Source organism: Brevibacterium limosum (assembly GCF_011617705.1).
Classification (GTDB): domain Bacteria; phylum Actinomycetota; class Actinomycetes; order Actinomycetales; family Brevibacteriaceae; genus Brevibacterium; species Brevibacterium limosum.
Window position 1 is genome coordinate 885,425 of record NZ_CP050154.1, and the last position, 24,112, is coordinate 909,536.

General features: G+C 63.1%; 25 protein-coding genes. 12 read left to right on the plus strand and 13 right to left on the minus strand.

All coding sequences use genetic code 11. From position 1 onward, the window contains the following. The first annotated feature begins 47 nt into the window (after window positions 1–47). Window positions 48–620 (plus strand): MarR family winged helix-turn-helix transcriptional regulator, encoded by a 573-nt coding sequence (locus GUY37_RS03960; protein ID WP_228278345.1) that lies wholly within the window; start codon window positions 48–50, stop codon window positions 618–620. A 14-nt stretch (window positions 621–634) separates the two neighbouring features. On the opposite strand, the gene GUY37_RS03965 is transcribed toward GUY37_RS03960, so the two are convergent. The 6 genes from GUY37_RS03965 to ku all read right to left on the minus strand — a co-directional run bounded on the left by GUY37_RS03965 (window position 635) and on the right by ku (window position 5,486). Continuing rightward, window positions 635–916: a DUF6480 family protein gene (locus GUY37_RS03965; protein ID WP_166822484.1), complete on the minus strand. Its 282-nt coding sequence runs from the start codon at window positions 914–916 to the stop codon at window positions 635–637. Window positions 917–969: 53 nt separating this feature from the next. Beyond that, entirely contained in the window at window positions 970–1,863 is an 894-nt protein-coding gene (locus GUY37_RS03970; protein ID WP_166822487.1) for an SDR family oxidoreductase, read from the minus strand. Continuing rightward, window positions 1,860–2,105 carry a hypothetical protein gene (locus GUY37_RS03975; RefSeq protein WP_166822490.1) on the minus strand — a complete coding sequence of 82 codons (246 nt, stop codon included), beginning with the start codon at window positions 2,103–2,105 and terminating at the stop codon, window positions 1,860–1,862. Before GUY37_RS03975 ends, GUY37_RS03970 begins: the two co-directional genes overlap by 4 nt. 55 nt (window positions 2,106–2,160) lie before the next feature. Beyond that, window positions 2,161–2,685, minus strand: a complete 525-nt coding sequence (locus GUY37_RS03980; protein ID WP_166822493.1) for a Dps family protein — start codon at window positions 2,683–2,685, stop codon at window positions 2,161–2,163. A gap of 121 nt (window positions 2,686–2,806) precedes the next feature. After that, window positions 2,807–4,573, minus strand: a complete 1,767-nt coding sequence (locus tag GUY37_RS19380) for a ChaB family protein (RefSeq protein ID WP_323127523.1) — start codon at window positions 4,571–4,573, stop codon at window positions 2,807–2,809. A gap of 22 nt (window positions 4,574–4,595) precedes the next feature. After that, window positions 4,596–5,486 (minus strand): non-homologous end joining protein Ku, encoded by an 891-nt coding sequence (gene ku / locus GUY37_RS03995; RefSeq protein WP_166822496.1) that lies wholly within the window; start codon window positions 5,484–5,486, stop codon window positions 4,596–4,598. A 102-nt stretch (window positions 5,487–5,588) separates the two neighbouring features. On the opposite strand from ku, the gene GUY37_RS04000 reads away from it, so the two are divergent. Then, a complete protein-coding gene (locus GUY37_RS04000) occupies window positions 5,589–6,686 on the plus strand; it encodes a hypothetical protein (RefSeq protein ID WP_166822499.1) in 1,098 nt (365 codons plus the stop codon). Window positions 6,687–6,737: 51 nt separating this feature from the next. On the opposite strand, the gene GUY37_RS04005 is transcribed toward GUY37_RS04000, so the two are convergent. Beyond that, window positions 6,738–8,669: a glycoside hydrolase family 15 protein gene (locus GUY37_RS04005; RefSeq protein ID WP_166822502.1), complete on the minus strand. Its 1,932-nt coding sequence runs from the start codon at window positions 8,667–8,669 to the stop codon at window positions 6,738–6,740. Between the two features lie 77 nt (window positions 8,670–8,746). On the opposite strand from GUY37_RS04005, the gene GUY37_RS04010 reads away from it, so the two are divergent. Both GUY37_RS04010 and GUY37_RS04015 read left to right on the plus strand, forming a co-directional pair. After that, complete coding sequence (locus GUY37_RS04010; RefSeq protein ID WP_166822505.1) at window positions 8,747–10,159, plus strand: glucose-6-phosphate dehydrogenase; 1,413 nt, start codon at window positions 8,747–8,749, stop codon at window positions 10,157–10,159. Beyond that, window positions 10,156–10,716 carry a DUF2231 domain-containing protein gene (locus GUY37_RS04015; protein ID WP_166822508.1) on the plus strand — a complete coding sequence of 187 codons (561 nt, stop codon included), beginning with the start codon at window positions 10,156–10,158 and terminating at the stop codon, window positions 10,714–10,716. Before GUY37_RS04010 ends, GUY37_RS04015 begins: the two co-directional genes overlap by 4 nt. Here GUY37_RS04015 and GUY37_RS04020 read toward each other — a convergent pair. After that, a complete protein-coding gene (locus tag GUY37_RS04020; protein WP_166822511.1) occupies window positions 10,667–11,770 on the minus strand; it encodes an FUSC family protein in 1,104 nt (367 codons plus the stop codon). The two genes, GUY37_RS04015 and GUY37_RS04020, sit on opposite strands and share 50 nt — an antisense overlap. A 235-nt stretch (window positions 11,771–12,005) precedes the next feature. On the opposite strand from GUY37_RS04020, the gene GUY37_RS04025 reads away from it, so the two are divergent. The 4 genes from GUY37_RS04025 (at window position 12,006) to GUY37_RS04040 (ending at window position 15,149) form a co-directional block, all read left to right on the plus strand. Further along, window positions 12,006–12,149 carry a GPGG-motif small membrane protein gene (locus tag GUY37_RS04025; RefSeq protein ID WP_166822514.1) on the plus strand — a complete coding sequence of 48 codons (144 nt, stop codon included), beginning with the start codon at window positions 12,006–12,008 and terminating at the stop codon, window positions 12,147–12,149. Window positions 12,150–12,184: 35 nt separating this feature from the next. Then, complete coding sequence (locus GUY37_RS04030) at window positions 12,185–13,441, plus strand: phospholipase D-like domain-containing protein (protein WP_208094753.1); 1,257 nt, start codon at window positions 12,185–12,187, stop codon at window positions 13,439–13,441. 103 nt (window positions 13,442–13,544) lie between these two features. Beyond that, window positions 13,545–13,955: a DUF3224 domain-containing protein gene (locus GUY37_RS04035; protein ID WP_166822517.1), complete on the plus strand. Its 411-nt coding sequence runs from the start codon at window positions 13,545–13,547 to the stop codon at window positions 13,953–13,955. A gap of 54 nt (window positions 13,956–14,009) precedes the next feature. Then, window positions 14,010–15,149: an XdhC family protein gene (locus tag GUY37_RS04040; protein ID WP_166822520.1), complete on the plus strand. Its 1,140-nt coding sequence runs from the start codon at window positions 14,010–14,012 to the stop codon at window positions 15,147–15,149. A 101-nt stretch (window positions 15,150–15,250) separates the two neighbouring features. Here GUY37_RS04040 and GUY37_RS04045 read toward each other — a convergent pair whose 3' ends face one another. From GUY37_RS04045 to GUY37_RS04065, 5 genes are all read right to left on the minus strand, one after another. Then, on the minus strand, window positions 15,251–15,568 hold the full coding sequence (locus GUY37_RS04045) for a DUF2795 domain-containing protein (RefSeq protein WP_166822523.1): 318 nt from the start codon (window positions 15,566–15,568) through the stop codon (window positions 15,251–15,253). A 171-nt stretch (window positions 15,569–15,739) separates the two neighbouring features. Further along, window positions 15,740–16,030 (minus strand): hypothetical protein, encoded by a 291-nt coding sequence (locus tag GUY37_RS04050; RefSeq protein ID WP_166822526.1) that lies wholly within the window; start codon window positions 16,028–16,030, stop codon window positions 15,740–15,742. A gap of 120 nt (window positions 16,031–16,150) precedes the next feature. Beyond that, complete coding sequence (locus GUY37_RS04055) at window positions 16,151–17,584, minus strand: MFS transporter (protein ID WP_208094754.1); 1,434 nt, start codon at window positions 17,582–17,584, stop codon at window positions 16,151–16,153. After that, complete coding sequence (locus GUY37_RS04060; protein WP_166822529.1) at window positions 17,574–19,016, minus strand: alpha,alpha-trehalose-phosphate synthase (UDP-forming); 1,443 nt, start codon at window positions 19,014–19,016, stop codon at window positions 17,574–17,576. The genes GUY37_RS04055 and GUY37_RS04060 overlap by 11 nt, the downstream gene beginning before the upstream one ends. A gap of 100 nt (window positions 19,017–19,116) precedes the next feature. Then, window positions 19,117–19,314: a CsbD family protein gene (locus GUY37_RS04065; protein WP_166822532.1), complete on the minus strand. Its 198-nt coding sequence runs from the start codon at window positions 19,312–19,314 to the stop codon at window positions 19,117–19,119. A 366-nt stretch (window positions 19,315–19,680) separates the two neighbouring features. On the opposite strand from GUY37_RS04065, the gene GUY37_RS04070 reads away from it, so the two are divergent. The 4 genes from GUY37_RS04070 (at window position 19,681) to GUY37_RS04085 (ending at window position 24,112) form a co-directional block, all read left to right on the plus strand. Then, on the plus strand, window positions 19,681–20,343 hold the full coding sequence (locus GUY37_RS04070) for a TetR/AcrR family transcriptional regulator (RefSeq protein ID WP_166822535.1): 663 nt from the start codon (window positions 19,681–19,683) through the stop codon (window positions 20,341–20,343). A gap of 572 nt (window positions 20,344–20,915) precedes the next feature. After that, window positions 20,916–21,479 (plus strand): hypothetical protein, encoded by a 564-nt coding sequence (locus tag GUY37_RS19110; RefSeq protein WP_228278346.1) that lies wholly within the window; start codon window positions 20,916–20,918, stop codon window positions 21,477–21,479. A 178-nt stretch (window positions 21,480–21,657) separates the two neighbouring features. Then, on the plus strand, window positions 21,658–22,716 hold the full coding sequence (locus tag GUY37_RS04080) for a hypothetical protein (RefSeq protein WP_166822537.1): 1,059 nt from the start codon (window positions 21,658–21,660) through the stop codon (window positions 22,714–22,716). Beyond that, entirely contained in the window at window positions 22,706–24,112 is a 1,407-nt protein-coding gene (locus GUY37_RS04085; protein ID WP_166822540.1) for a PIG-L family deacetylase, read from the plus strand. The genes GUY37_RS04080 and GUY37_RS04085 overlap by 11 nt, the downstream gene beginning before the upstream one ends.

Consider the following 24,112-nt stretch of genomic DNA (forward strand, 5'->3'; position numbering starts at 1 on the left):
TAGCCAGGCGAGAGTTCAATCTAACACGTCAGCGGTATGCTGTCAGCGTGCCGTCCGCAGACTCGAAGGCAGCTGGGCTGACCTATTTCTCGAATGAATCGGAGTTCTCCGATCGCTCGGCCCTGTCCGAATCCGAGATCGCGGAGTGCACCGCCCTGATGGAGGCGCTGCGGCAGTGGCATGAGGCCGAACGCGTCCTCGCCGAGGCGTCGCGGCGCTATATGCAGCTCAACGACAGCGATATGCGCACCATCCGTCTGCTCATCCGCGCGCAGCGGCAGGGGCTCGTCGTCACCCCCAAGGACATCGCTGCGGCCGTCGGCATCTCCAGCGCCTCGACGACGAAGCTCATCGATCGCCTCGTCGCCGGTGGGCACCTCGTCCGGGTTCCGCACCCCCACGACAGGCGCACCACCAGCATCGAGGTGACTCCCGAGACCGCGCAGGCCGCACATGAGTCGGTCGGCCGCCAGCACGCGCGGCGCTTCGAGGTGATCGCGGCCCTGGACAGCCAGGAGCGCGAGACCGTGCTGAGGTTCCTCTGCGCCATGACCGAAGCCGACCGTCCGCAGGGCGTACTGGCCGACGAGGCGAGCCGAGGGTCTGGTCGCGGCGAGTGACCGCGGTCGGCGTATCAGCCGAAGATGCCGACGATATAGGCGACGAAGAAGAACACGATGATCGCCAGCACGCAGCCGATTCCGACGATCACCCACTTCGTCTTCGGCGGTCGCGCCGCCGGAGGGTGGGGCGGTGAAGCGGTCGCCGAATGCGAATCCGGAGGAGTGGCGCCCGGTCGGACGCTGCCGCCCTCCTCGAGGTCGGGATCGCCGGCCGGCTGCGGATCGAGATTGGGGTTGCCGGTGCCGTGCCGGTCGGTGTTCGGCCTCGGCTGTTCGTCATCGGGTGAACTCATCATTGGTCTCCTTCCGGTCCCACCGCTTCGATGATCGTCCCTGGAGCCGACGGTCAGGGGGTGGGCTGGCCGCCGTTGACGTTGAGGGTCTCACCGATGACGTAGCTCGACTCCGATGAGGTCAGGAAGACGTACGCGGGAGCCAGCTCCGTCGGCTGTCCGGCCCGGCCCAGCGGAGTGTTCTTCCCGAAGTGCGGCAGGGCGTCCTTCGGCTGTCCGTCCGAGACCTGCAGCGGGGTCCAGATCGGCCCCGGTGCCACGGAATTCACTCGGATGCCCTTCGGAGCGAGCTGAGTGGCCAGCCCCTTCGTGAAGTTGTTGATCGCCGCTTTCGTCGACGCATAGTCGATGAGGTGGGCGGACGGCGAATACGCCTGCACGGAGGTGCTGTTGACGATCGTCGACCCGGGCTCGAGATGCTCGAGCGCGGCCTGGGAGACCCGGAACATCGCGTGGATGTTCGTCCGGAAGGTGTCCTCCCACTGCTCGTCCGTCAGGTCGGCGATGTCTTCGACGGCGATCTGTCGACCGGCATTGTTGACCACGGCATCGAGTCCGCCCAGTTCCGCGACCGCCCGGCGGACCACCTCGCGGCAGTAGTCAGGGTCGGACAGGTCTCCCGGCAGCGGCACGGCCTTGCGACCGGCCTGGCGGATGACCTCGCAGACGTGCTGGGCGTCTTCCTCCTCGGCGGGCAGATAGGACAGAGCGACATCGGCTCCCTCACGGGCGAAGGCGATCGCGACGGCGGACCCGATGCCGGAGTCCGAGCCGGTGATCAGTGCCCTGCGGCCTCGGAGCCTGCCGGTGCCGGTGTAGCTGTCCTCACCGCGGTCCGTGCCGGGAATGAGCTCGGCGTCGAGGCCCGGTTCGGGCTGGTCCTGCTTCGGCGGTGAGATGTCGGGGAATCGTCGGACGGGGTCCTGGAAGGTCAGCTGGTCGCTCATCGGTTTCCTCCCTTGTCGTCGGTGGCCTCCGTGATTCCTGCCTCGCGCGCGCAGTGCGAGCAGCAGAACACGGATTCGCCGTCGTGGACTCCGTGGCCGAGGATTCGGCATCCGCAGTGCTCGCACGTCGGCGCGGCCTTGTGGATCGCGCATTCGAAGCTGTCGAAGTTCCAGGATTCGTTTTCGAACGACAGAGTGAATGTCTGTTCATAGTCGTTTCCGCAGGTGTCGCAGACGGTCATCGTCTTCTCCTCCTCGGTTGTGGGTGAGTGGCTCGATTGTGGGTGAGTGGCCGGCTCAGTTCGGTGTGCGGGTCTCTGCGCTGATGAACCAGGCCTGCTGCTCGAGCTGGGCGATGTATTCGTGGAACATATCGGCGGTCGTCGGGTCGGCGGAGTCGACTTCGTCGTGGCATCTGCGCATGCTGCCGACGGTGGTCTCGATCGCCCTGACGACGTGGTCGATCGCATCGTGGGTGGTGATCTCTCCGGCCGGGAACGTCGCCAGATCGGTCTGCGCGGCGATGACCGCGGGCCGTCCGTCGGGCGAACCGTGCAGCGCCCTCATCCGCTCGGCGAGGGCGTCGCTGCCGCTGCGGGCGACCGACGTCACCTCGTCGAGGTTGAGATGGAGATCTCGGAAGTTCGTGCCCACGATGTTCCAGTGTGCCTGTTTGGCGACCAGGCTGAGAGCGATGAAGTCGACGAGGACGTTCTGCAGGTTCTTCGTCAGCGACTCGGGTGCGACGAATCCCTTCTCGGCATTCTCCCTCCGGGTGCTCTCGGATCCGTGCGGTTCGGGAACGGGGACTGTGTCTGTCATGGTGCTCCGATCTCTGATTGTGCGTCTGTCGGGACAGTGGGGCGGAGATCATCACGGTAGTCCCGACGTTCGGCTGCCGGAAGATCTCTCCATGCCGCTTCGTTTTCGCCGCGTGAGCCGCTCATTTCTGCTTCGTCTTCCGCTTGCTCTCCTTCTCGAGTGCGTCGACGAGCTCCTTCTTCGTCATCGACGATCGTCCCGAGATCTTCAGTCTCTTCGCCTGCTCGTAGAGGTGCTCCTTCGAGGCTTTCGCGTCGACTCCGCCGGCGGTCTTGCGGTCGGTGTTCTTGCCGCCGGAGCTCTGCGCGTCCGACGGGCCGGAGGAGTCCTTCTCCTCCCATTTGTCGCCGACCTTCTCATAGCTGTGTTTGAGCGCGTCGTAGGCGACCTGGTGAGCGCGCTTCTCGTCTCCGTATTGGTCGATGGCCGAGTCGTAGGCCTTGGCGAAGGTCCGCTGCGCCTTCTTGCTCGACTTCTCCAGCGTCGAGGGCAGCTCGCTCTCTTTCGGCTTTCCTGTCTTCGTCGTCTTCGGCATGGTGGAACAGCTCCTTCGTGGTCGGTTCGAGGTTTCGGTCAGTTGGGTGGGCGGTGCGCTCAGGCCGGCGCGGCTCGGGTCGGATGCATCGGGTCTCCTCCTTCTCAGCTGTCCGCTCCGATGGGTTCCGGTGTGGAAGACGAAACCGCTGCGAGGCAGCGTCGGAAAGCGGTTGAGCGGGATGGACAGGTCCTGGGTGGGCGTCTCGGCTGCGTCGCGTGCCAAGAGCCGCGTCGCTCGCTTGAGGAGTTCGACGGTGCTCCATTCGCCCGGGCAGCGGTGGTCGCTGTCGTGTCGGCCGGCTCCTTGGGCGATGAGCGTGTTGGGGTCTTCGGCCCAGTTGAATCCGCGGAAGCGTGAGGGTTCGAATGCTCCGGGGTCTGCCCACAGACGCCTGTCGTGGCAGGTGCCGTAGAGGTCGAGGATGACGCGGTCGTCGACGTCGAACCGGTGGCCGCGCCACCCGAAAGGTGTGCGGACTCGTCCGGGGACCACAGGGAAGAAGGGATAGAAGCGCCGCACCTCTTGGACGAATGGTTCGAGGTCGGACTCCTCGTCGGCGGCGAAGGCCTCGCGCCACCGTGGGTGTTCGGTGAGTGCGACTGCGGCGAAGACGATGAACCGGGCCACGGCGACCGTGGGACGCAGGATGTTGATGAGCTCGACGGCCGCGACCTCCGGCGACAGGAGCTGCCCATCGGCATCCGTGTGGTGGGCGAAGACGGCCAGCGCGGTGTCGGCAGACGGCGATGAGTCGCCTCGGCGCACTTTCTCGATCTGTCGGGTCGCCCAGTTCTCCGTGCCGCGCCTGCGCCGCCGGGCCTTCCAATTGCTCGGTCCCTTCGTGCCCGCCCGGTCGACCATGAGGCCCAGCTCGCGGGTCAGGCGAGGCACATCGGTGTCCTCGATGTCGATGCCCGCCCATCGGCAGGCGGTGCGCGTGAGCACTGCGCGGGCGAAGTCGTGCAGGACGATCCGACGCGGTCCGGACCGGGCATCGCGGGCCAGCGCCCATTCCTCCTCGAAGATCTCGCCGAGGCGGTCGATCGATCCGCTGTCCATGAGCGAGAGGAAGGCCGCCTTCCTCCGGCGGTGAGCCGGTGGGTCGAGGGCTTGGACGGAGCCTTCGTCCTGGAGCAGATGCTGGACGCTCGTGGGCATCGCTCCCGCACGGGTGAGGTGCTCGCCGTCGTAGAAGATCTCCGCCGCTTCCTCACCGAGGATGAAAGTCGTCGGTTTGAGGAACAGGCGTGTGGTGAAGAGGTCGGTGCCCTCGGTCTCGCAGCGGCGCGACGCGAAGGCATAGCCGTCTCTGAGAAAAGCGGCCGTGCTGTCGATGGGCTGTCTCGTCATGCCGATTCCCCTCCGCGGCTTCTCAACCGGTGCGTTTCTTCGCGGCGGACGACTTCTTCGTCCCCGATTTCTTCGACGAGGTCTTCTTCGCATTCGACTTCTTGCCCGACGTCCCCTTCTTCGACGACCGAGAACTGTCCACGGACTTCCGCAGCGCCTCCATGAGGTCGATGACATCGCCTCCGGTGTCCTCCTCCGTGTCTTCTTCGCCGAAGGTCTTGTCGACGTCGAGGCTCTCGCCGGATTCGATCTTCGCGTCGATGAGTCTGCGCAGTTCGACCTGGTAGTCGTCGCTGAACTCTTCGGGGGTGAAGTCCTCGGAATACGACTCGACGAGCTTGTTCGACATCTCGAGCTCCTTGTCCGAGATCTTCGCCTTCGAGTTCACGCCCTTGAAGTCGACGTCACGGATCTCATCGGCCCAGCGCAGGGTCTGGATCATGAGGACCTTGCCGCACACCCGGAGCACGGCCAGACGCGTGCGGGTGCGCAGAGTGAGCTTGACGATCGCGGTCCGCTCGGTGTCCTCGAGAGTCTGACGCAGCAGGAGGTAGGCCTTCGGCGTCTTCGACGTCGGCTCGAGGAAGTAGGCCTTCTCGAGCATGATGGGGTCGATCTCATCGCTGGGAACGAATTGCAGGACGTCGATATCGTCGTTGTCCTCTGCCGGAAGAGCCTCGAAGTCCTCACTTGTGAGGACCACTCGGTGCTCGCCATCGTCGAAAGCCTTATCGATGTCGTCGTACTCGACGGTCTTTCCGCATTCCTCACAGCGATGCTGGTTGCGGATTCGCCCACCGTCCTTCTTGTGGACCTGGTGCATTCGCACGTCGTGGTTCTCCGTGGCCGAGTACAGCTTCACGGGCACATTCACGAGGCCGAAGGCGATGGATCCGGTCCAGATAGCTCTCATGCCACCATTGAAACGCAGGTTTCGAGCACTGGCTAGCCCCCGCGGCCCGCACGCGCACCGCAGGGGGTAGACGGTAAAAGCGCCGTGATTCAGGATGAAAGCATGGGTTCAGAAGCGAAGGTTGTCGGACTGATGGCCGATCCTGGTGTGCCGCAGAAGATCGCTCAGTCGGTCGCAGGGTCTCTGAAACGAGAATTGGCCGATCGTATCGAGGACGTCGAATGGCACGTCGAAGTCAGCAGCGAATCGTTCTCACTCACCCCCGACGGCGATATCCCCTTCATGGACAGAGCCGAAGACCTGAGAAGTCAATATGAGTGGGACTATATCGTGTACCTGACCGAACTGCCCCGCCACCATGACACTGAGCCGATGCTGTGCGAAGTCAGCACCGTCAATCGGGCCCTGCTGGTCTCGGTTCCGGCATTGGGTGCTCATCGTCTTCTGGCACAGACACGGAATCTGGTGGTTGCGCTCATCTTCTCGACGCAGGAGGAGACGGGGCAGAACTCCTTGGAGGACTCCGTACGATCGATCGCGAAGCTGAGAAGCGCGCGCGGGGACCGTGGGGACTCCGGTCTGGGACGGGATGACACCGAGTACATCGTGATGCCCGGATGGCTCAACCGGCTGCGGCTGCTGACGGGAATGGTGCGCAGCAACCGGCCCGGGCGGATGCTTCCCGCACTGACCACCTCCATCGCCGCCGCAGCGGCCGTGGGCACATTCGGTGTCTTCTACAGTTCGATGTGGACATTGGCCGATTCCCTGCATCCGGCGCGTCTGCTCCTGATCGGTCTGCTCGTCATCGCGGCGCTGACCTTCTGGCTGATCTTCCGCAATCGCCTCTGGACCAAGCGGCGCGATGCGGTGTACGCATGGCAGGGCGGGCTGGACAACACCACCACGGTCATCATGGTGGGCACCAGCGTGGCCCTGATGTTCCTGGTCCTGTTCGCCTTCCTGTTCGCACTGGGACTCGTCGTGGTCGACGATGGTCAGCTCGGCTCCGAACTCATGCATCCCGTAAGCTTCTTCAACTATCCGAGGCTTGCGTGGTTGGCGGCTTGTCTGGGCACATTGGCCGGAGCACTCGGCTCCAACTTCGACAGCGACGATGAGATTCGGCGAGCCACGTACAGCAAGCGCGAAAACGAACGCCGCGAACGACGCGACACCGACAACGAGGCAGAGGCCTGAGTTCTTCGGGCGCAGGCCCGCGTGTACGGGCTCAGGCCCGCGTGTACGGGCTCAGGCCCGCGCGTAACGGGGACTGCCTTCGAGGGCGTCGACGGCGCGGACGAGGCCGAGATGGCTGAACGCCTGCGGATAGTTCCCTGCCAGACGTCCGGAAGCGGAGTCGTATTCCTCGGCGAAGAGCCCGAGGTCCGAGGCGTAGCCGCACAGCGCATCCATGAGCTTGCCGCCGTCCTCGTGGCGTCCGCTCTTCGCGTACTGCTCGACGAGCCAGAAGGAGCACATGAGAAACGAGTACTCGTTGCCGGGCAGACCGTCGAGTCCGGCTTCCGTGCGGTAGCGCCGGACCATGTTGTGCTCGTCGAGGAGGTCTTCCTCGATCTTCTTCACGGTGCCCAGCATCTGCGGATCGTCGGCGGCGACCAGTCCGGTCGTCGGCAGCTGGAGCAGTGAGGCGTCGACCTCCTCGTTGCCGTAGGTCTGGGTGAATGAGTCGAGCTCCTCGTCGAAGCCGTGCTCCATGATCTCCTCATACAGACGGTCGCGCAGTGATCTCCATCGTCCCACCGGGCCCGAGAGCCCGTGGTCTTGGACGGCTCGGACTCCCTGGTCGAATGCGGCGTACATCATCGCGCGGCCGTGGGTGAAGTACTGCGCGGAGCCGCGCATCTCCCAGATGCCGTGGCCCTTGCGGTCGAGATTGCGTTCGACGAAGCTGAGCAGGTTCTTCTGCAGCGCCCAGGAGAACTCGTCCTCTTCCACACCCGCATCGCGCAGAGCGGACAGCGCCAGCATGACTTCCCCGATGACATCCGATTGGTATTGGGCGTACGCCCCGTTCCCCACTCGGACGGGGCGGGAGTTCTCATAGCCGCCGAGGTGGTGCAGCTCGTCCTCATCGAGCTTGCGCTCACCGGCGATTCCGTACATGATCTGCACGTCATCGGGGTCCCCGGCCACCGCGCGCAGCAGCCAGTTGCGCCAGTGCAGAGCACCGTCGGTGAAATCATGGTCGACAAGAGTTCCGATCGTCAGCGACGCGTCCCGCAGCCAGGTGAAGCGGTAGTCCCAGTTGCGCTGCCCGCCGAAGTCCTCGGGCAGCGATGTCGTGGGCGCTGCGACGATGCCGCCGGTGGCCTCGTTCGTCAGCGCTCGCAGGACCAGCAGTGACCGGAGGACGAGTTCCTCCTGCCGGTTGCGGACGCTGATATGGGACGCCCATTCCTCCCAGTCGGCGGCCGTTGCCTCGAGGGCCTGCGAGACGTCGATCGGGTCCGGCGCATCGAGGTGGGACCGGTGCCAGGTGAGCATCCATTCCAACACGTCGCCTTCGGACATCTCGAAGTGTCCGACCAGCGCTGAGGCGGTCGCACCCTGAGCGTCGTCGGGTCGGCTCTGCCCGCTGGTCGTCTCTGCGCCGCCGTGGTCCCTGTCGCGACGCCGCTGGGCATCGCTGTCCGGGTCGAGGGCCGGCCCGGTGAGGAAGAGCGCATCGGGTCCGGCGATCGACAGCAGGCCGGGCTCCTCGGAGGTTCCGCTGACCACCTTCCGCGTCCACGGTGTGGCACGCCCGTAGTCGAAGACGATGCGCAGGTCGTGTTCGACGGCCGCTGAGCCCTCGACGCATTCGACTCGGCGGATGACGCGAGTCCGCTGATCAAGCTCCTTCACCTGCGCGTCCGCCTCCGCGGAGAGGAAATCGGTGACGCGGACTCTGCCGGCAGCGGTCTGCCAGATGGTCTTGACGATGAAGGTGCGATCGAGGTATCGGCGCTCGACGACTGTCCCGTCCGGCACCGACAGCAGCCAGCGACCATCGTCGGCCTCGCCGAGCAGGGCGGAGAAGACCGAGGGGGAGTCGAACCGGGGACAGCAGAGCCAGTCGATGCTGCCCTGCCGGGACAGCAGCGCGCCCGTGCGCTTGTCCGAGAGCAGTGCATAGTCTTCGAGCGGTGTGCGGTTGGAGCCGCGACGATCGGTACCCATGGGGACAGTGAAACAGATCCTGGAGCGGATTTTAAGAGGGGTCCCACAAACCCGGGATCGGGCGTAGGGTCCCCGACATGGATGCCATGAAGAACCTCGTGATCCTGGGGGCCTCGAGCGATCTCGCCTCCCGGCTCCTGCTGCCCGGCCTCGGCTCGCTGCTGACGGTTGCGCCCGAGAGGCGCATCTCCGTCATCGGCTCGTCGCAGACACCGGATGTCGACTTTCAGCAGGTCGTGACCGATGCCTTCGATTCGGTCGACGCGCGCGGCCCTGCCGTCTCCTACGCCCGGGAGAGCTCTTCATTCATTCAGTGCGATGTCACAGACGGTGAGAGCCTCGGAGATCTTCTCTCGACGATCGACACCCCGGCGTGTCTGTACTTCGCCCTGCCTCCCCGGATCACCATGCAGGCGCTCGACGCGATGTCCGCTCTCAACCTTCCCGAGGATCTGCTGCTGGCTCTCGAGAAGCCGATCGGCTTCGATCTCGACTCGGCCGAGGAGATCAATGCCGCGGTAGCGCGGCTCGTTCCCGAAGAACAGACCTTCCGGGTCGACCATTTCCTCAATCTGCCCGCTGTCCTCGACTTCATGGGACTGCGCTTTGCCAATCAGGTTGTCGAACCGCTGCTCAACCGCGAGAACGTCGAGTCCATCGAGATCGTCTTCGACGAGAGCCTCGGACTGGAGGGACGAGCCGCCTACTACGACGGGACCGGCGCGTTCAGGGACATGATGCAATCCCATCTGCTTCAGGCCATGGCGCTGGTGATGATGGATCCGCCCTCGGTCTTCGACCACGTCGAACTGCCGGCGCTGACCGCCCACGTGCTGCGGTCGACGAGGATCTGGGACGACGATCCGGCGACAGCGGTCGTCCGCGGCCGCTATACGGCCGGCGAGCTCGACGGGCGCAGCCTTCCGGCTTACACGGCCGAGGAAGGCGTCGACCCCGCGAATGAGACCGAGACATTCGGCCAGGTGACACTCGAGGTCGACACCTGGCGGTGGAGCGGCGTTCCCGTGACGCTGCGCTCGGGAAAGGCGATCGGCAGTCCGCGCCGGGAGATCGCTGTCATCTTCCGTCGACCACCGCACACATACTCACGCTTCGGCGAGCCTTCTGACCTGGCTCCGAACATTCTGCGGATCAGCCTCGACGATGAATGCTTCGGGCTGGACATCAACCTCGGCGGCCCCTCTGACCAGCGGGGTCTTGCCACGGCAACGGCCCGTGCCGAGGTTGAGGAACCGGGACTCGAATCCTACGGGGGAGTGCTGCGGGGGATCCTCGACGGCGATCCGACGTTCAGCGTCCGCGGTGATGCCGCCGAAGAGGGCTGGCGCATCGTCGAGGACATCCTCGACGCCTTCGACTCTGGAGCCGTGCCCCTGCGGGACTACCGCGCCGGAGGCGCCGGGCCGACAGCCGAGAAGGAGCCGACGGGTCACAACACTGCGAGCACAAGCGAAAGGCGGCAGAGATGAAGTTCCTCAACACGACCATGGAGAAGATCGAATCGGGGCGCGCCCTCGACCCGCTCTCCGCACCACTGGCGAAGGCTGTGCGCAAGCTGACGGAGTTCGGGCCGGTGAAGGATGCGCTGTCGGGTTCGTGGCTCGGGCATCCGCTGCACCCGATGCTCACGGACGTCCCCATCGGAGCGTGGTCGATGGCCACACTGCTCGATCTCACCGGTGGGGAGGAGAGCGCAGCGGCCGCGAAGAGACTCGTCGGAATCGGTGTGCTCTCGGCCGTGCCGACCGCCTGGTCGGGTGCCTCCGACTGGAGCGAGACCCACGGCCCGGCTCAACGGGTTGGCATCGTCCACGCGGTGGCCAATTCGGTCGGCGCCTCTCTGCAATCGGCCTCCTGGCTGGTCCGAGCGAAAGGGCGTCGGAAGACGGGGATCCTCCTGTCGCTCGCCGGACTCTCAGCAGTGGGAGTCGGCGGCTACCTCGGTGGGCACCTGACCTATGCGCAGGGAGTCGGGGTCAATCGGATTCCCGGGCGCTGCGCGCCGAGGCGACATCGTCGACGATGACGACGATATGGCGCAGGCTCGTGATGAGTGAGCCGTAGATCGGCCACGTGGTCTCCGGAAGCGACCGATCCTGGGAGATGTCGGTCGACAGCTGTTGGAGACGGTCGAAGATCGGTTCGACGTCGGCATCGGGATCGGCGATGGACCGTCCGGCATCGGCGACGATCGACGCCCACTCGTCGCGGAACCAGGTGTTCCATTCCCTTTCGGACGAGGAGGCCTCACGGAGGGTGCGGGCGAGGTTCCGCAGGTGGGAGATGCCTTCGTCGGCTCTGAACAGGATGCTCTCGTAGCTTTCCCTCTCCGCGGAGTCGGCTGAGTCTAGTCGGCGTCGCAGTTTCCTGGAACGGATCGCTGAGCGGGGATTGATGCGTCGGCTCTCACGGGCGAACCGCACGGTCTGCCAGGCCGAGTCGAGCTCTCGGCTCATGGCCTCCGTCCGCTCAAACCACTCCTGGGCGGCATCCGAGCCCCAGGAGCGGGAGAACTGGTCCGACATGTCTGTGAGCACTTCGCCCATCTGCCGGTTGACGCTGTCGATGTAGCGTGCCGCCTGCCGATCACGCAGCGGCGGGACCATGAGGAGGTTGACCACAAGGCCGACGGCCACTCCGAGGGCGAGTTCGACGAGTCGGTCGACGAGCAGGGGCTGCTGAGAATCGAATCCGGAGCCGAGGACGAAGATCGCCGTCGTCGCGATCGCCACGCCTTCGTCGCGGATCCAGGACAGGCGGGCACCGGCCAGACCGACGAACATCGCCAGAGCGAAAGTCCAGAGGCTGACCCCGAGGTAGTTGCCGATGAGGAAGGACACGCCCACGCCGATCGTCGACGCGATCGTCGTCTGCACCCCTCGAGAGAATGACCTGTAGACGGTGGCGTGGACCGTCAGCAGCGCCGTCCACGGAGCAAGGAACGGCATCTGACTGTCAAGCACGGCGTCAGAGACCCACCAGGCGCCGGTGGCGGCGATCACGCCCTTGGCGATCTGCAGCAGGTCGGTGGCGAATTCCGGCCGTCGGAGGTATCCCTCCAGTGAGCGGTCATGGGGCATGGCTGGCTCCTCGCCTCGAAGTCCGGTCAGAACAGTTCAGCTTCGGCAACAGTGTACGGGGGTGTTTCGCACGCTCTTCCATCGGATTCGCTTTCCGGGAGTGTCGTTCCCGGTTCCACCTGCTGAGGCACCGTCGCCGTCCTGCCAGGTCAGCGCAGCGGTGTTAGATTGGCGATTCGAAGGCGAGCCGGTTGCCGGTAAGCGGCCTTCGCAATCACCGAATGAAGGAGTACCCATGGCTGTCATTCTCTGGATCATCGCAGCGATCCTCGTCATCTCAGGAATCTTCGCCATCTTCAGGAAGCAGATTCTCTGGGGAGTCGTACTCATCGTCGTCGGCTGCCTCGTCGGACCCGGGGGAGTGAGCATCTTCGGCTGAGAGAGGCGGAGGGTCGGAAGGGATAGAGTGAGCGGATGTCTCCTCTGAGAAATCCTGCCCTCCGCCAGGTCGACCGTCTGCGGCGAATCGTGCCCTGGGCGGTCGCCGGCCTCGCCAGTGCGGTGCCGGCGACCGTCGCCGTCTCGATGGCCATCGACCTCATCCAGAAACGAGGGCGGAAGTCGCGCCCCGCGCCGCGACCGGGAACGTTCAGTTCGACGGTCGAAGAGTCAGAGCTCGACATCTACACCGACGGCGCCACCCTCTACGAGGACATGCTCGATGCGATCGGCTCCGCACGCGAGTCGATCCTCATGGAGACGTTCATCTGGAAGAACGACGAGATGGGGCAGCGATTCATCGACGCGTTCAACGCCGCCTCGGCCCGCGGTGTGGAGATCCATCTCATCTACGACGGCTTCGCCAACCTGTCGGTCCCTGCATCCTTTTACCGTCAGCTCTCCGAGCAGATCCGTGTGCTGCGCCTGCCGACGGTCGCGCGGAAGTTCTGGCGGGGCCCGTTGCGCCATTCTGGATTCAACCATTCGAAGATCCTCGTCATCGACGACGATGTGGCCTTCGTCGGCGGGTTCAACATCGGTTCTCTCTACGCCCGGCATTGGCGCGACACCCACCTGCGCTCGGTCGGTCCCGGAGCCTGGGGCCTGCGACAGACCATCGCGGAAGTGTGGAACGAATTCCACGACACCGGCGAACAGATCGCCTGGGTTCCGCCCGCTGCCTGGGAGTCGAAGCTGCGGGTCTCGGCGAATCTCCCGATCCACCTCGTCTATCCGATTCGCAGCATGTATCTCAACGCCTTCGCCCGTGCGCGGAAGCGGATCTGGCTGACGACTCCCTATTTCATTCCCGACCAGCAGCTGCTGCGCTCTCTCATCGAGGCGGCGGAGCGCGGCGTGGACGTGCGGGTCATGGTTCCGCAGGAGTCCAACCACATCCTCGGCGACTGGCTCTCCCGCGGATTCTTCGAGCAGATGATCAACTCGAAGGTCACGGTTCTGCTCTACACCGCGAGCATGATCCATTCGAAGGTCGCGACCATCGACGGCGAATGGTCGACGGTGGGCACGGCGAACATCGACCGGCTGTCGCTGACCTTCAACTACGAGACGAATGTCGAAGTCATCGACCGTGCATTCGTCGCGGAGATGGAGAAGGTGTTCGACAGCGACTCCACGCACTGTGTCGAACTCGGTTCGGACTGGCTCAACCGCCACCGGCTGACGAAACTCGCCGAACGTGCTCTCGTGCCGATGCGTCCCTGGCTGTGACGCGGGCTTTCCGCACTCTTCGCACTTCTCCTCGCGCGCTCCCATCCCGATCATTTTCGGGGTAGCGTGGACGAGACGACCTGCCAGCAGAGAGGGCCGATGCATGGACGCATCAGGAGCATTCACCGTCGACACGTTCACCCCGGTCGATCTTCCGCGGGAGGAGACGCCGTCCACGGCCACGCCGGTCGGTTTCGCGCGGATGGAGAAGCATTTCACCGGCGAAGTCAGCGGGCACTCGACGACGCTGTTCACCTACGCTGTGGACCATTCGACCGACGTCGGCGGCTATGTCGCCATGGAATCGTTCGCAGGGAAGCTGCACGAACGCACGGGCACCTTCAACTTCACCCATTCGGCGACGACATCCGGTGAGGACCGTGACAACGAATCGTTCGTCATCATCCCGTCGAGCGGCACCGGAGATCTGACCGGGATCACTGGGACCGGCGGGCTGAGGAACGAAGCCGACGGCGCTCATCGCGTCTGGCTGACGTACGAACTGCCCGAATAGTCCGTTCGCGTCAAGGCTCTGTCGGTGACGTTCCCGACGGTATAGTCTCGGCCCATGCTCGACGTTCTCTCCGCCGCTGCGACGCGGCTCTTCGACTCGCAGGAGCCGCAGGATGTCGCCGTCGCGACGATCATCGCGACCGAAGGGTCGGTTCCGCGCCCGGCGGGGACCTCGATGCTCGTCGATGCCGCCGGCGGCATCGTCGGCTCCCTCACCGGCGGCTGCGTCGAAGGAGCCGTGCTCGAGGCCTGCCGGGACGCGCTCGCCACCGGAGACGCCTCGGTGCAGAGGTTCGGCTACAGCGATGAAGATGCCTTCGCCGTCGGGCTCATGTGCGGCGGCCGCATCGACGTGCTCATCCAGCCCTTCCGCTCAGACTGCCCCGGCCTGCGATCGGACAGCGAACCGGCTGCCGTGGTGCTGCGGCTGCCCTCCACCGACGACGCCTCGGCCCCAGCGGCAGCTGTCTCCGCCGCCGCTGTGGACGAGAGCACCGGGCCGAGCACCGACTCCTTGGCGTCCAGCCTCGTTCCTCTGGTGCCCGACGCCGTGGTCGAGACCGCTGCGCAGCGCGTCGGGGCCTTCATCCGCAGCGGTCGCACGGGCAGGGTCCGTCTTGCCCCGCCGGCGGGCGGCAGCGAGCCGATCGAGCTGTTCGTCGAGACCCGCATCGAGCCGGCCCATCTCCTCGTCGTCGGAGCCAACGCCTTCAGCCTCGCCCTCGTGGAGGCGGCCAGACCCTTGGGTCTGCGCATCACCGTGTGCGATCCTCGTCCGGTCTTCGCCGACCCGGCATCGTTTCCCGGCGCCGAGGTGGTCCGCGCCTGGCCGCACAGATTCCTCACCGAGGCCGCCGCCACCGGTGAGTTCGACGGCCGGAGCATGATCTGCGTCCTCAGTCACGATCCGAAGGTCGACATCCCCACTCTGACCGCCGCACTCGACCTCGACGTGGCCTACGTCGGGGCGATGGGCTCGCGTCGCAGCGACCGCGACCGCCGCGCAGCCCTGAGCGAAGCGGGAGTGGACAGCCATGCGCTGGCGCGGCTGCATTCGCCGATCGGTCTCGATCTGGAGACATTCACTCCCGCCGAGGTGGCTGTGTCGATCCTCGCGGAGATCCTCGCCGTCCGCGGCGGCCGTCGCCAGGTCGGCCCCCTCAGCGGCGAGCGGGAAGGTTCGCCTCTTCACTGAGGTCGACGAATCAGTGGTGAGAGCTCATCGGTTCAGCGAACGCTCTCAGCGGGGACAAACCTGTTGTCGACCATCATTGCTCAGGTGACCAAAGCGATCAGTCAGCTTTTGCGATTTTCTCCCAGCTCGTCGACGATGGGATTGACGGGCGTCTCGCGTTCGTGTTCGGCCAAACCGCTGTGGGCGTGACGATGCGCCTGTTCGGCCTTGTCGGCATCACTCTGATCTCGGCGAATCGACACCGATGAGAAAACTTCTTTGATGTTCTCGTACTCCACAGGCGGCATCGCGCGAAAACCGCGCACCACCTCTTCGGGAGCGCCGTTGCGCTCGGCTTGATCGACGAGCTGTTGCTTGTCGGCAGGGAAATCGATTCCGTCGAGCCAGGTACGCACCTGCTTGCGATCGGTGAATGCCATGATCTTTTGCCTCCGTTCTGAGTTTGTTCGGATACGACCGGTACGCGTCCTCATTGTAAAGCTTATCCAACTTTTACGACTGCCCGCGTTTTGCCCCCGGCCCAGGGGCCACTGACTCAAGTTAACTATGGCTGATGCACGAAGGCATTCACCGTGGCCGCCCGTGACGTGCTACATCGCGACGTTGCGGACATTCGTTGGGCATGCTGGTTCTTCAGTAAATTTGCGAGCTATAGGGCATGTGATCGTGAGTTTCAAGCGGCGACTTTTCACGTCTTCGAGCGCCCGTCGCATCAGCTCTGTGCAGTGGTGGGCTGCTTCCACAGTCTCAATGGCCTCGCAGTAGATAAGCATAATCTCGCTCTCTTCTGCCACGAGTTTGTAATGCAGTGCCGCGACGAGCTTGCCGGGCAGATAGAGATCATATTTTGACGATTCTTGGTTGTTGAGCATCGTGTACATCACACCACTCCTTACTGGTCGGGTATTTCGCATCTTATGTGTTTCGGATCTTATAGCGTCATGCTAAATTTGAGAGCGGGTAGGGCCGTCATGAGGTGTCGATGAGTATGAGAGAACAACCTAGCGTTCAGAGGTGGTCGCGACACCGTTGAATCCGATGAGTTCGTAGCCCATCTTGGCAAGCTCCTCATCTTCGGATCCCGGCGGAGTCTCACCGTAGATGGGACGACCTGCGGTTTCGTTGAAGAAGTGGATGCCGATCAGGCCGATGATTCCCGCTGCGACAAGATAGACGGCAGGGAACAGGTCGAATCCGGTCGCCTTAATGACGAAGGAATTGACCGCAGCCGTGGTCCCACCGAAGATCGCCGTCGAGACGTTGTAGCCGATGGCGAAGCCGGAGAACCGCACCTGGGTCGGGAAGATCGCTGGCAGCGTCGCCGAGACGCACGACTGCATCATCGCCTGGAGCAGCGCTATGATGCCCAGCCCGAGGAATTGGAGACCGCGCCCCTCCGCCTGCATGAGGAGGAACGCGGGGACGGACAGCACGATGAACCCGATTGCTGACGTGTAGAGGACCGGTTTGCGTCCGATCGAATCCGTCAGTCGGCCCAAGGGGCTGACAACAACGATCATGGCCGCCAGCAGCCCGACGAGCATGAAGTTGCTCGTGACTTCTGAGTGGCCCAGGATGCTGCTGAGGTAGGTCGGCATGTACGTCAGCACCATGTACTGGCCGACGTTGAGCAGCACGACGAAAGCCATGAGCATCAGGATCTGCTTCTTGTACCCGGTGAACAGCTCCCGAAATGGTTTTCGGTTGGCCTTCTGCTTCGAGGTGGTCTTGGAAAACGCCTCCGGTTCGTCGAGTTTCATCCGCAGCCAGAGGGCAACGGCACCGAGCGGGAGGGTCAGCAGGAACGGCAGTCGCCACCAGCCGGCCTCCATGCCATCGCTGCCGACGAGGAGGAGGAGAAGAGTGCAGACCACCGCTGCCGAGGCTGTGCCGGCCAGGGTGCCCAGTTCGAGGAAGGACCCGCAGAAGCCGCGGCGCTGGTCTGGTGATGACTCTGCCATGTAGACGGCGGCACCGCCGTACTCGCCGCCGGTGGAGAAGCCTTGGACCATGCGGCACAACAGCAGCAGGATCGGTGCCCATGCCCCGAGCGTGGCGTAGCTGGGGAGGATGCCGATGATCGTGGTCGGAATCGTCATCATGACGATGGTTACGACCATGACGTGCTGACGGCCCACCTTGTCTCCTAAGGGCCCGAGGATGAGTCCCCCCAAGGGGCGGAACACGAAGGAGAGGGCGAGGGTGGCGAAGGTGAGGGCGACTCCCCATTCGCCGGGGAAGAAGGCGCTGGCGATGTAGATGGATACGTAGGAGTAGACGCCGTAGTCGAACCATTCGACGGCATTGCCGAGGGCCGATCCGCCGATCGCCCGCTTCAGCGTCCGCTTCTCGTCGGGCGGCATCGTGTTGATGTCGATGCCATCGGGGGTGGGTATCCGATGGTCCTGCGCGTCGTGTGCTGCTTTATCTGCCAACGTGTTTCACCTCTCGCAGATTTCCGGTGGTCTTCCTGGTGGGCATTTTCAGCAGCGGCAAGCCTGAGTTCATCGGGCTCTGCAGGTCGTTGAGGAAGCGTCGAGCCCACTGGTGGAGATCGTTGTCTTTGACAGCCGCAGCCATCGCCGCCATCTGCTCAGGCGCGTCGTCACCGGTGAGGCTGGCGGCTTGACGTATCCCGTTCTTCAGCCCCGAGGTGTCATGCGGGTTGACGATGATGGCCCGGTCGAGCTCATCAGCGGCCCCGGCAAATTCTGAGAGAACGAGAGCCCCGCCGCTCCCTTGGCGCGCTGTGACAAATTCTTTAGCGACGAGATTCATTCCATCGCGCAAGGACGTTACCAGAAGCACGTCCGCGGCAAGGTATAGGGCGATGGTGGCTTCGAACGAATATGACTGATGAGCATACTGAACTACGCCTCGTTCGATCGTGCCGAAGCGGCCATTGACCCGACCGATGAGGCGTTCGACTTCATCACGCAGGTCTTGATATGCCCCGATTCCTTCGCGTGAGGGAACCGCCACTTGGGCCAACACCGTCGTCTCCGGGTCAAGGGCTCCCTCGTCAAGGAGCTCTTCAACGGCGTGAAGGCGTTGTGGGATGCCTTTTGTATAGTCGAGTCGATCGATCCCGAGCATGAGCACTTCGGGGTTGCCGAGATCGTGCCGAAACTGTCGGGCGAGTCGTGCAACTGATTCAGATTCGGCTGCTTCACGAATCGCATCGACATCGACTGAGATGGGGTAGGCACCGATGACGTTCGAGACGCGATCGGGATCGATGCCGAGAAATCTCTGACTCGCGGCCCGGAAGTTCGTGACGTCGGACTCGCGTTGGAGCCCGATGACATCGGCTCCGAGCAGCCCATCCATAACCGCTTCGCGCCACGGCAGTTGTGCTAGCAACTCGACTGGGGGAAAGGGAATGTGGTTGAAGAAGCCGATGCGCACGTCAGGACGCTGACCGCGGATCATCCGCGGAACGAGCTGCAGATGATAATCGTGAATCCAGATAGTCGCCCCATATGCTGCTGTTTCGATCGCGGCCCGAGCGAACCTGGCATTGACGGCCTCATAGGCGAACCACCAGTCCCGCCGGTATTCAGGCGCGACGATGAGATCGTGATAGAGGGGCCAGAGAACAGCGTTGGAGAAGCCTTCATAGTACTGGCGATGTTCGGCACAGCTGAGTGGAATGGGGACAAGGTGCATGCCGCCGACCCCGAAGGGTTCAATTGTTTCCTCGCAAGTTCCCGGCCAGCCGATCCATGCCCCGCTCTCGGCTTTCGCGATCGGCGCCAACGCTGAGACAAGTCCTCCCGGCGCTGTGTGCCACGAGTCTCCGCAGCGATCAACGGGTAGACGATTGGCCATCAGGATGAAGGAGTGGCCGTCGCGTCTTCGTGGCATTTCAGCATCCTCTCCTACGTTGAGGCCGCAGCCCGGACCTGTCGCCTTCGACAGTCACCCGGGGATGGGAACTCATGTCCCACCCCCGAGGCTGGCGCTGTTAGTGTTTCGGATCATTCCTGAGCGAGTCGGCGACTCCGCGGACAGTGTTCTTCACGTTGTCGGCAGCTTGTTTTCCTTCAGCCTCGGCGACATCGGTTTTTCCTTCGGCTTCAAGACTCTGGTCGCCCGTGGCCTTGCCAGCAGCGGTCTTCGCCTTACCTTTGATTTCCTCTGCTTTGTGAGGCTTTTCGTTCATTGCGTTTCCTTTGAATTTCACGGCATCGACAAGCGTCGGCTGCTGCCGGTGAGATCAGCTATGCCTTCGCCGTTCGTGTGCGACCTGTCAGCAGGTCCCAGGCCAACGATGGTGGAGCCCCCAATGGCGCAGAGCCCAGCGGCAAAGCGTTCGTTCAGTCGTGAGTACTCGCTTGTCAAACATCATCACACTTTTGTTGCCCGACCAGATGGTGGTACCTTCTTCCACCATGGCATGTTTACACAGTAAGCGCAACGCAAAGGGGGCTTATGTCTTTGGCTCTGGAGCGCATAGACTGCTGGTGGATGCTCGGCAGTTGTTGGCTCGAGCAGTAATAGCGCCACGAAATCGGGCAGGGAGGGATCCATGGCCCCGAAACGGCTTACCAAAGACCACGTTGTGCTCACCGCCATCGCTTTCGTCGATGGACATGGTCTCGATGCCCTCACGATGCGCCGTCTCGGCGACAGTCTCGGGGTAGAGGCGATGGCCCTCTACCGTCATGTCTCCGGACGGGGAGAGCTCCTCGAAGGCATGGTCGCCAACCTCATTGACAATCTGTTCGACAACGACCTCATGATCGAGACACCCACGTCATGGGAGGACTACCTCCAGCGCGTTGCTAACGCAACGCTGCAACTGGCCCGCGAGCACCCCGAGATCTTCCCGTTGATCGCCACTCAGCCTTCACAGGCTCCGTGGTTACGGCCCCCGTTGCGCAGCCTGCGCTGGGTCGAGGACTTCCTCTCCACACTGCAGAGTTTTGGATTCTCCGACGAGAATGCAGTCAGCGCCTACAAAGCATTCACAAGCTTCCTTATCGGTGATCTTCTGCTGCAGGTGCATGCCACCGGCGACGACGCGATCGGCTTCGATGACGACGAAGCCTCAGACGAAGAAGCCGACTTGTCGAACTACCCCACCGTGATCAGGCTCAGCGAACTTCTGGGCCAAGATCATTCTCAGCGGGAGTTCGACGATGCCCTCGATGATCTCATTGAACGCATCCGCGCGACTCTGACCACATGACCATTTTCTAGACAACTCGTCCTTCGAGTTGCGGAGGACCATTATGCTCGACACCACGTCCCAGGCCCTTCAGGTGCTCCTCGTGGCCGATCCGGGATTGCCCAGCCGGCGAGCGGCTTCCATCCACACCACCTTGGAACGCTACTTGCGCGAGGCGTATGGGGTCACGACGACACTGCACACTCACACCGACACGATTCGGCTGACCCCCGAGCGCGAACTAGCCCTGGGTGCGGTTGAAGACCTTCGCGACGATTACCCTGACGTCAACATCATCCTGCTCCTGACAGAGATACCGCGCCACACCCAGGGCGATCCTCTGATCGCCGAGGTCCATTCCGACCGCAACCTTGCAGTCGTCTCGTGCCCCACACTCGGAGCCTGGGCCACCAAGCGCCGCATCGTCAAAGTCATGATGAGCTCGGTCAACAAATTAGTCCCCCCCCTGGGACCCGGAAGCCACGACCCGCAAATTTCTACTCGGGTGGTCCAACTGGTCGAACAACGAAGACTCCCACCATCAGTCCCTGCACGCCCACACCATCACCGGAGGCCCACGGCTGATCTTGGGCATGACGATTGCCAACGAACCCTGGCGAACGGCTCCGAAGCTCTCCGGAGCACTGGCGGCAGCCTCAGCCACCGGAGCCTTCGGCATCTTCTACAGTTCGATCTGGCAGATGTCGACCTACCTGTCCACCCTCCGACTGCTGTCGATCGGCGCTGTCGCCATCCTCGTCATGGTCGCCTGGTTGATCGTCAGCCACAAACTCTGGGATCAACCGGTCAATGAACGACTGGCCACGGTGGTCATGTACTACAACCTCTCCACTGTCCTGACCCTCCTGATCACCGTCATCGCTCTCTACGCGACTCTGGTCGTCCTCATTCTCTTAGGTGGCCTCGTCGTCATCGATCCTGAATTCATGACCCAACAGATCCAGCAAGACGCGTCGTTTACCAACTACCTCGACATCGCATGGCTCAGCGCAGCGATGGGTGTAGTCGCCGGCGGCATCGGGGCCAGCTTCGACACCGACGCTGACGTGCAAACGCTGACCCATGGTCAGCGGATGCGGCAGCGCGTCTACACAGACAACAGCCCAGACTCCGATGAGGTCGCTGAAAGCAGTTAGCTGAAACCCGCTTCGTTCTTGGCGGACCTCAACTTCATCGCAAAGAAGAAGAGACGGACGACATTCAGTATCTGTGCACACAGGGAGGCACGCGTTGTCAGAGCCATCGCGTCCGACGATCTGCATCACATCACCACACTCCGGGCTCCGACACACTTGCTTCCTCAAAGGACGTGACATGGATACACAATTCGACACAACCTCGCCCCGCATCATCACCTCACCCCTCGACCCGTGGCGGGACGTGCCTGACTCCCGGAGCAATCTCACCAAGCTCGTCACGAGCAATGCGCCCACCGTTGACAAGATCACCGCCCTTGCCTGTTTTCTTCAACTCACGGGGCAAACATCACAGACCGACCAGTGGGAAAGGCTGCTTGAGATTGCCGCAATCGACATCGGCGTCGCTCGCATGCTCGAACCCCACGTCGATGCTCTTGGCATCCTCGCTGAAGCCGGACACGACGCACCTGACCCCCATTCCGCCTGGGGAGTGTACGCGGCTGATCTTCCCACGCATCGGGTCACCGTGACCGAAGACGGCGACCAGACCCTTCTCATCGGCGAGAAGGCGTGGTGCTCGTTGGCCACGGAACTCTCCCACGCGATCGTCATCGCCGACGGCAGCGACGGCAACCGAGCATGCGCGGTGAATCTAAGGCACCCTCGGGTGAAGCCGGAGACTGGTGGCTGGCCGAGTCTCGGCCTCAAAGAGATCCCGAGCGGCTCTGTGACTTTCGACCGAGCACCGGCAACGAGTGTGGGCCCACCGAATTGGTATCTCGACCGATCCTCATTCGCTTGGGGCGGGATTCGTGTGGCGGCCTGCTGGTTCGGCGGAGCCTTGGGAATGGCCCGAAAAGCTGGCCACCTCCATTCGAGACGGACTGGTGCGTCGCCGATGGGAGACATGCAGCTCGGCCAGCTCGACGCGGAGATCTTCGCGGTCCGCACCGTCTTGTCGCAGGTTGCTGGCGCGGCAGACGGGGACGAAGAATTCTCGCGTGCACACGCGTGGAAGTTGGCTTTGAGAGTTCGCAACACTGTGTATCGCAGTGTCCAACGTATTCAGCTTCTGAGCAGAGAACTCGCTGGTCCCGCGGCTCTGACGGGTGATGCAGCGTTTGCAAAAGCTGATGCCGATCTCACTGTCTACCTCAGCCAGCATCACGGGCCTCGAGACGAAGCCGCCCTCGGCGAGAATCTCTGCGCAGAGTCAGATCTCGATGAGCTTTAGCCATCGTGACCGCAGCACCCGGGAAGATGCGTGGGTGCAGGCGGGAGTCCTTGACCTTTCGCTTGTACCCGACGGCACCGTGACCGAGGGCGGGTCCATCATCGTCCTTGCCGCGCACCCAGACGATGAGGCCCTCGGTGCCGCTGCGCTGCTGTCTCGTGCCGATGAGTGGAACTGCCAGCTGAGCGTCTTACTCTTCAGCGCGGGTGAGAACTCGCACCCCAATTCGCCGACACATTCCCGCGAACAGCTCAAAAGTGTTCGCATCAAGGAATTCTATCGTGCGCTGAGCACCATCAACGACACGCATTCGAGCCGCTTTCTCGCTCTACCCGACGGGCGGCTCCCCGAATATACAAACCATATCCAAGACGCGATTCGACAGGAAATTGCACGATCACGTGGGCCGGTGACCCTGATCGCCCCCTACAGCGAGGATGGGCACTGTGATCACGAAGCAGTCGGCGCTTCGGCTCTGGAGGTGGGGCGAGCAAGTGGTGTCGTGGTGCTCGAGTACCCCATCTGGTACTGGCACTGGGCCGCTCCCACAGACCCTCGATGGCATTCCTGGAAAGTCCTAACCGACCCGAGAGGTCTCGATCGCCAGTCATTGTTCGGCTGCTACGAGTCACAGACACGTCCGTTGTCGGATCACAGTGGCGACGAGGTGATTCTCACCAGCGCCCATTTGAAGCACTTCGGACGCGGCGGCGATACGTTTGTCATCACGGACTTCAGACGGCCGCCGTCCGATGCGGGCGAACACGGAGAAGGCCCGGCGATCAATGACGCGTCGAGTGCGTCAAGCGTGTTCGATGACGTGCATCGGCAGCGCGCGGACCCATGGACGGTGTGGGAGTCTGAATACGAAATCGCCAAGCGGGCGACCCTTGTCGCCAATCTCCCATCGAAGTCGTTCTCCCATATTCTTGAGATCGGCTGTTCAGTCGGCGCCTTGACTCGAGATCTTGCCGCCTGCAGCGCCAAGGTGACAGCTATCGATGCCAGCTGCGAGGCGTTGAAAACTGCGAAATACCTGCAGGCGAGAACCTCAACGAAAATCGATCTTCTCCATGCCACTGTCCCATTCGAATGGCCCAATGGACATTTCGACTGCGTCGTCCTGTCCGAGACCGGCTTCTACCTGACACGTTCACAACTGCAGCGAACGTTGGAACGCATTGATGGAACGACCCCATCGCGATTCGTGCTCGTACTCTGTCATTGGAAGGGCGAAATCAAAGATTGGCCTCTCAACGCCGATGAAGTCCACGACGCGTGCTTGGGGTACTGGAAAAGGTCTCGGATTGAGTTTCGCACCGTGGCCGAATACCGGCTCGATATCGTAACTGTGGACAAAACCGCCGATCCAGTCTCTGCGGAAGCGGTTGAATGA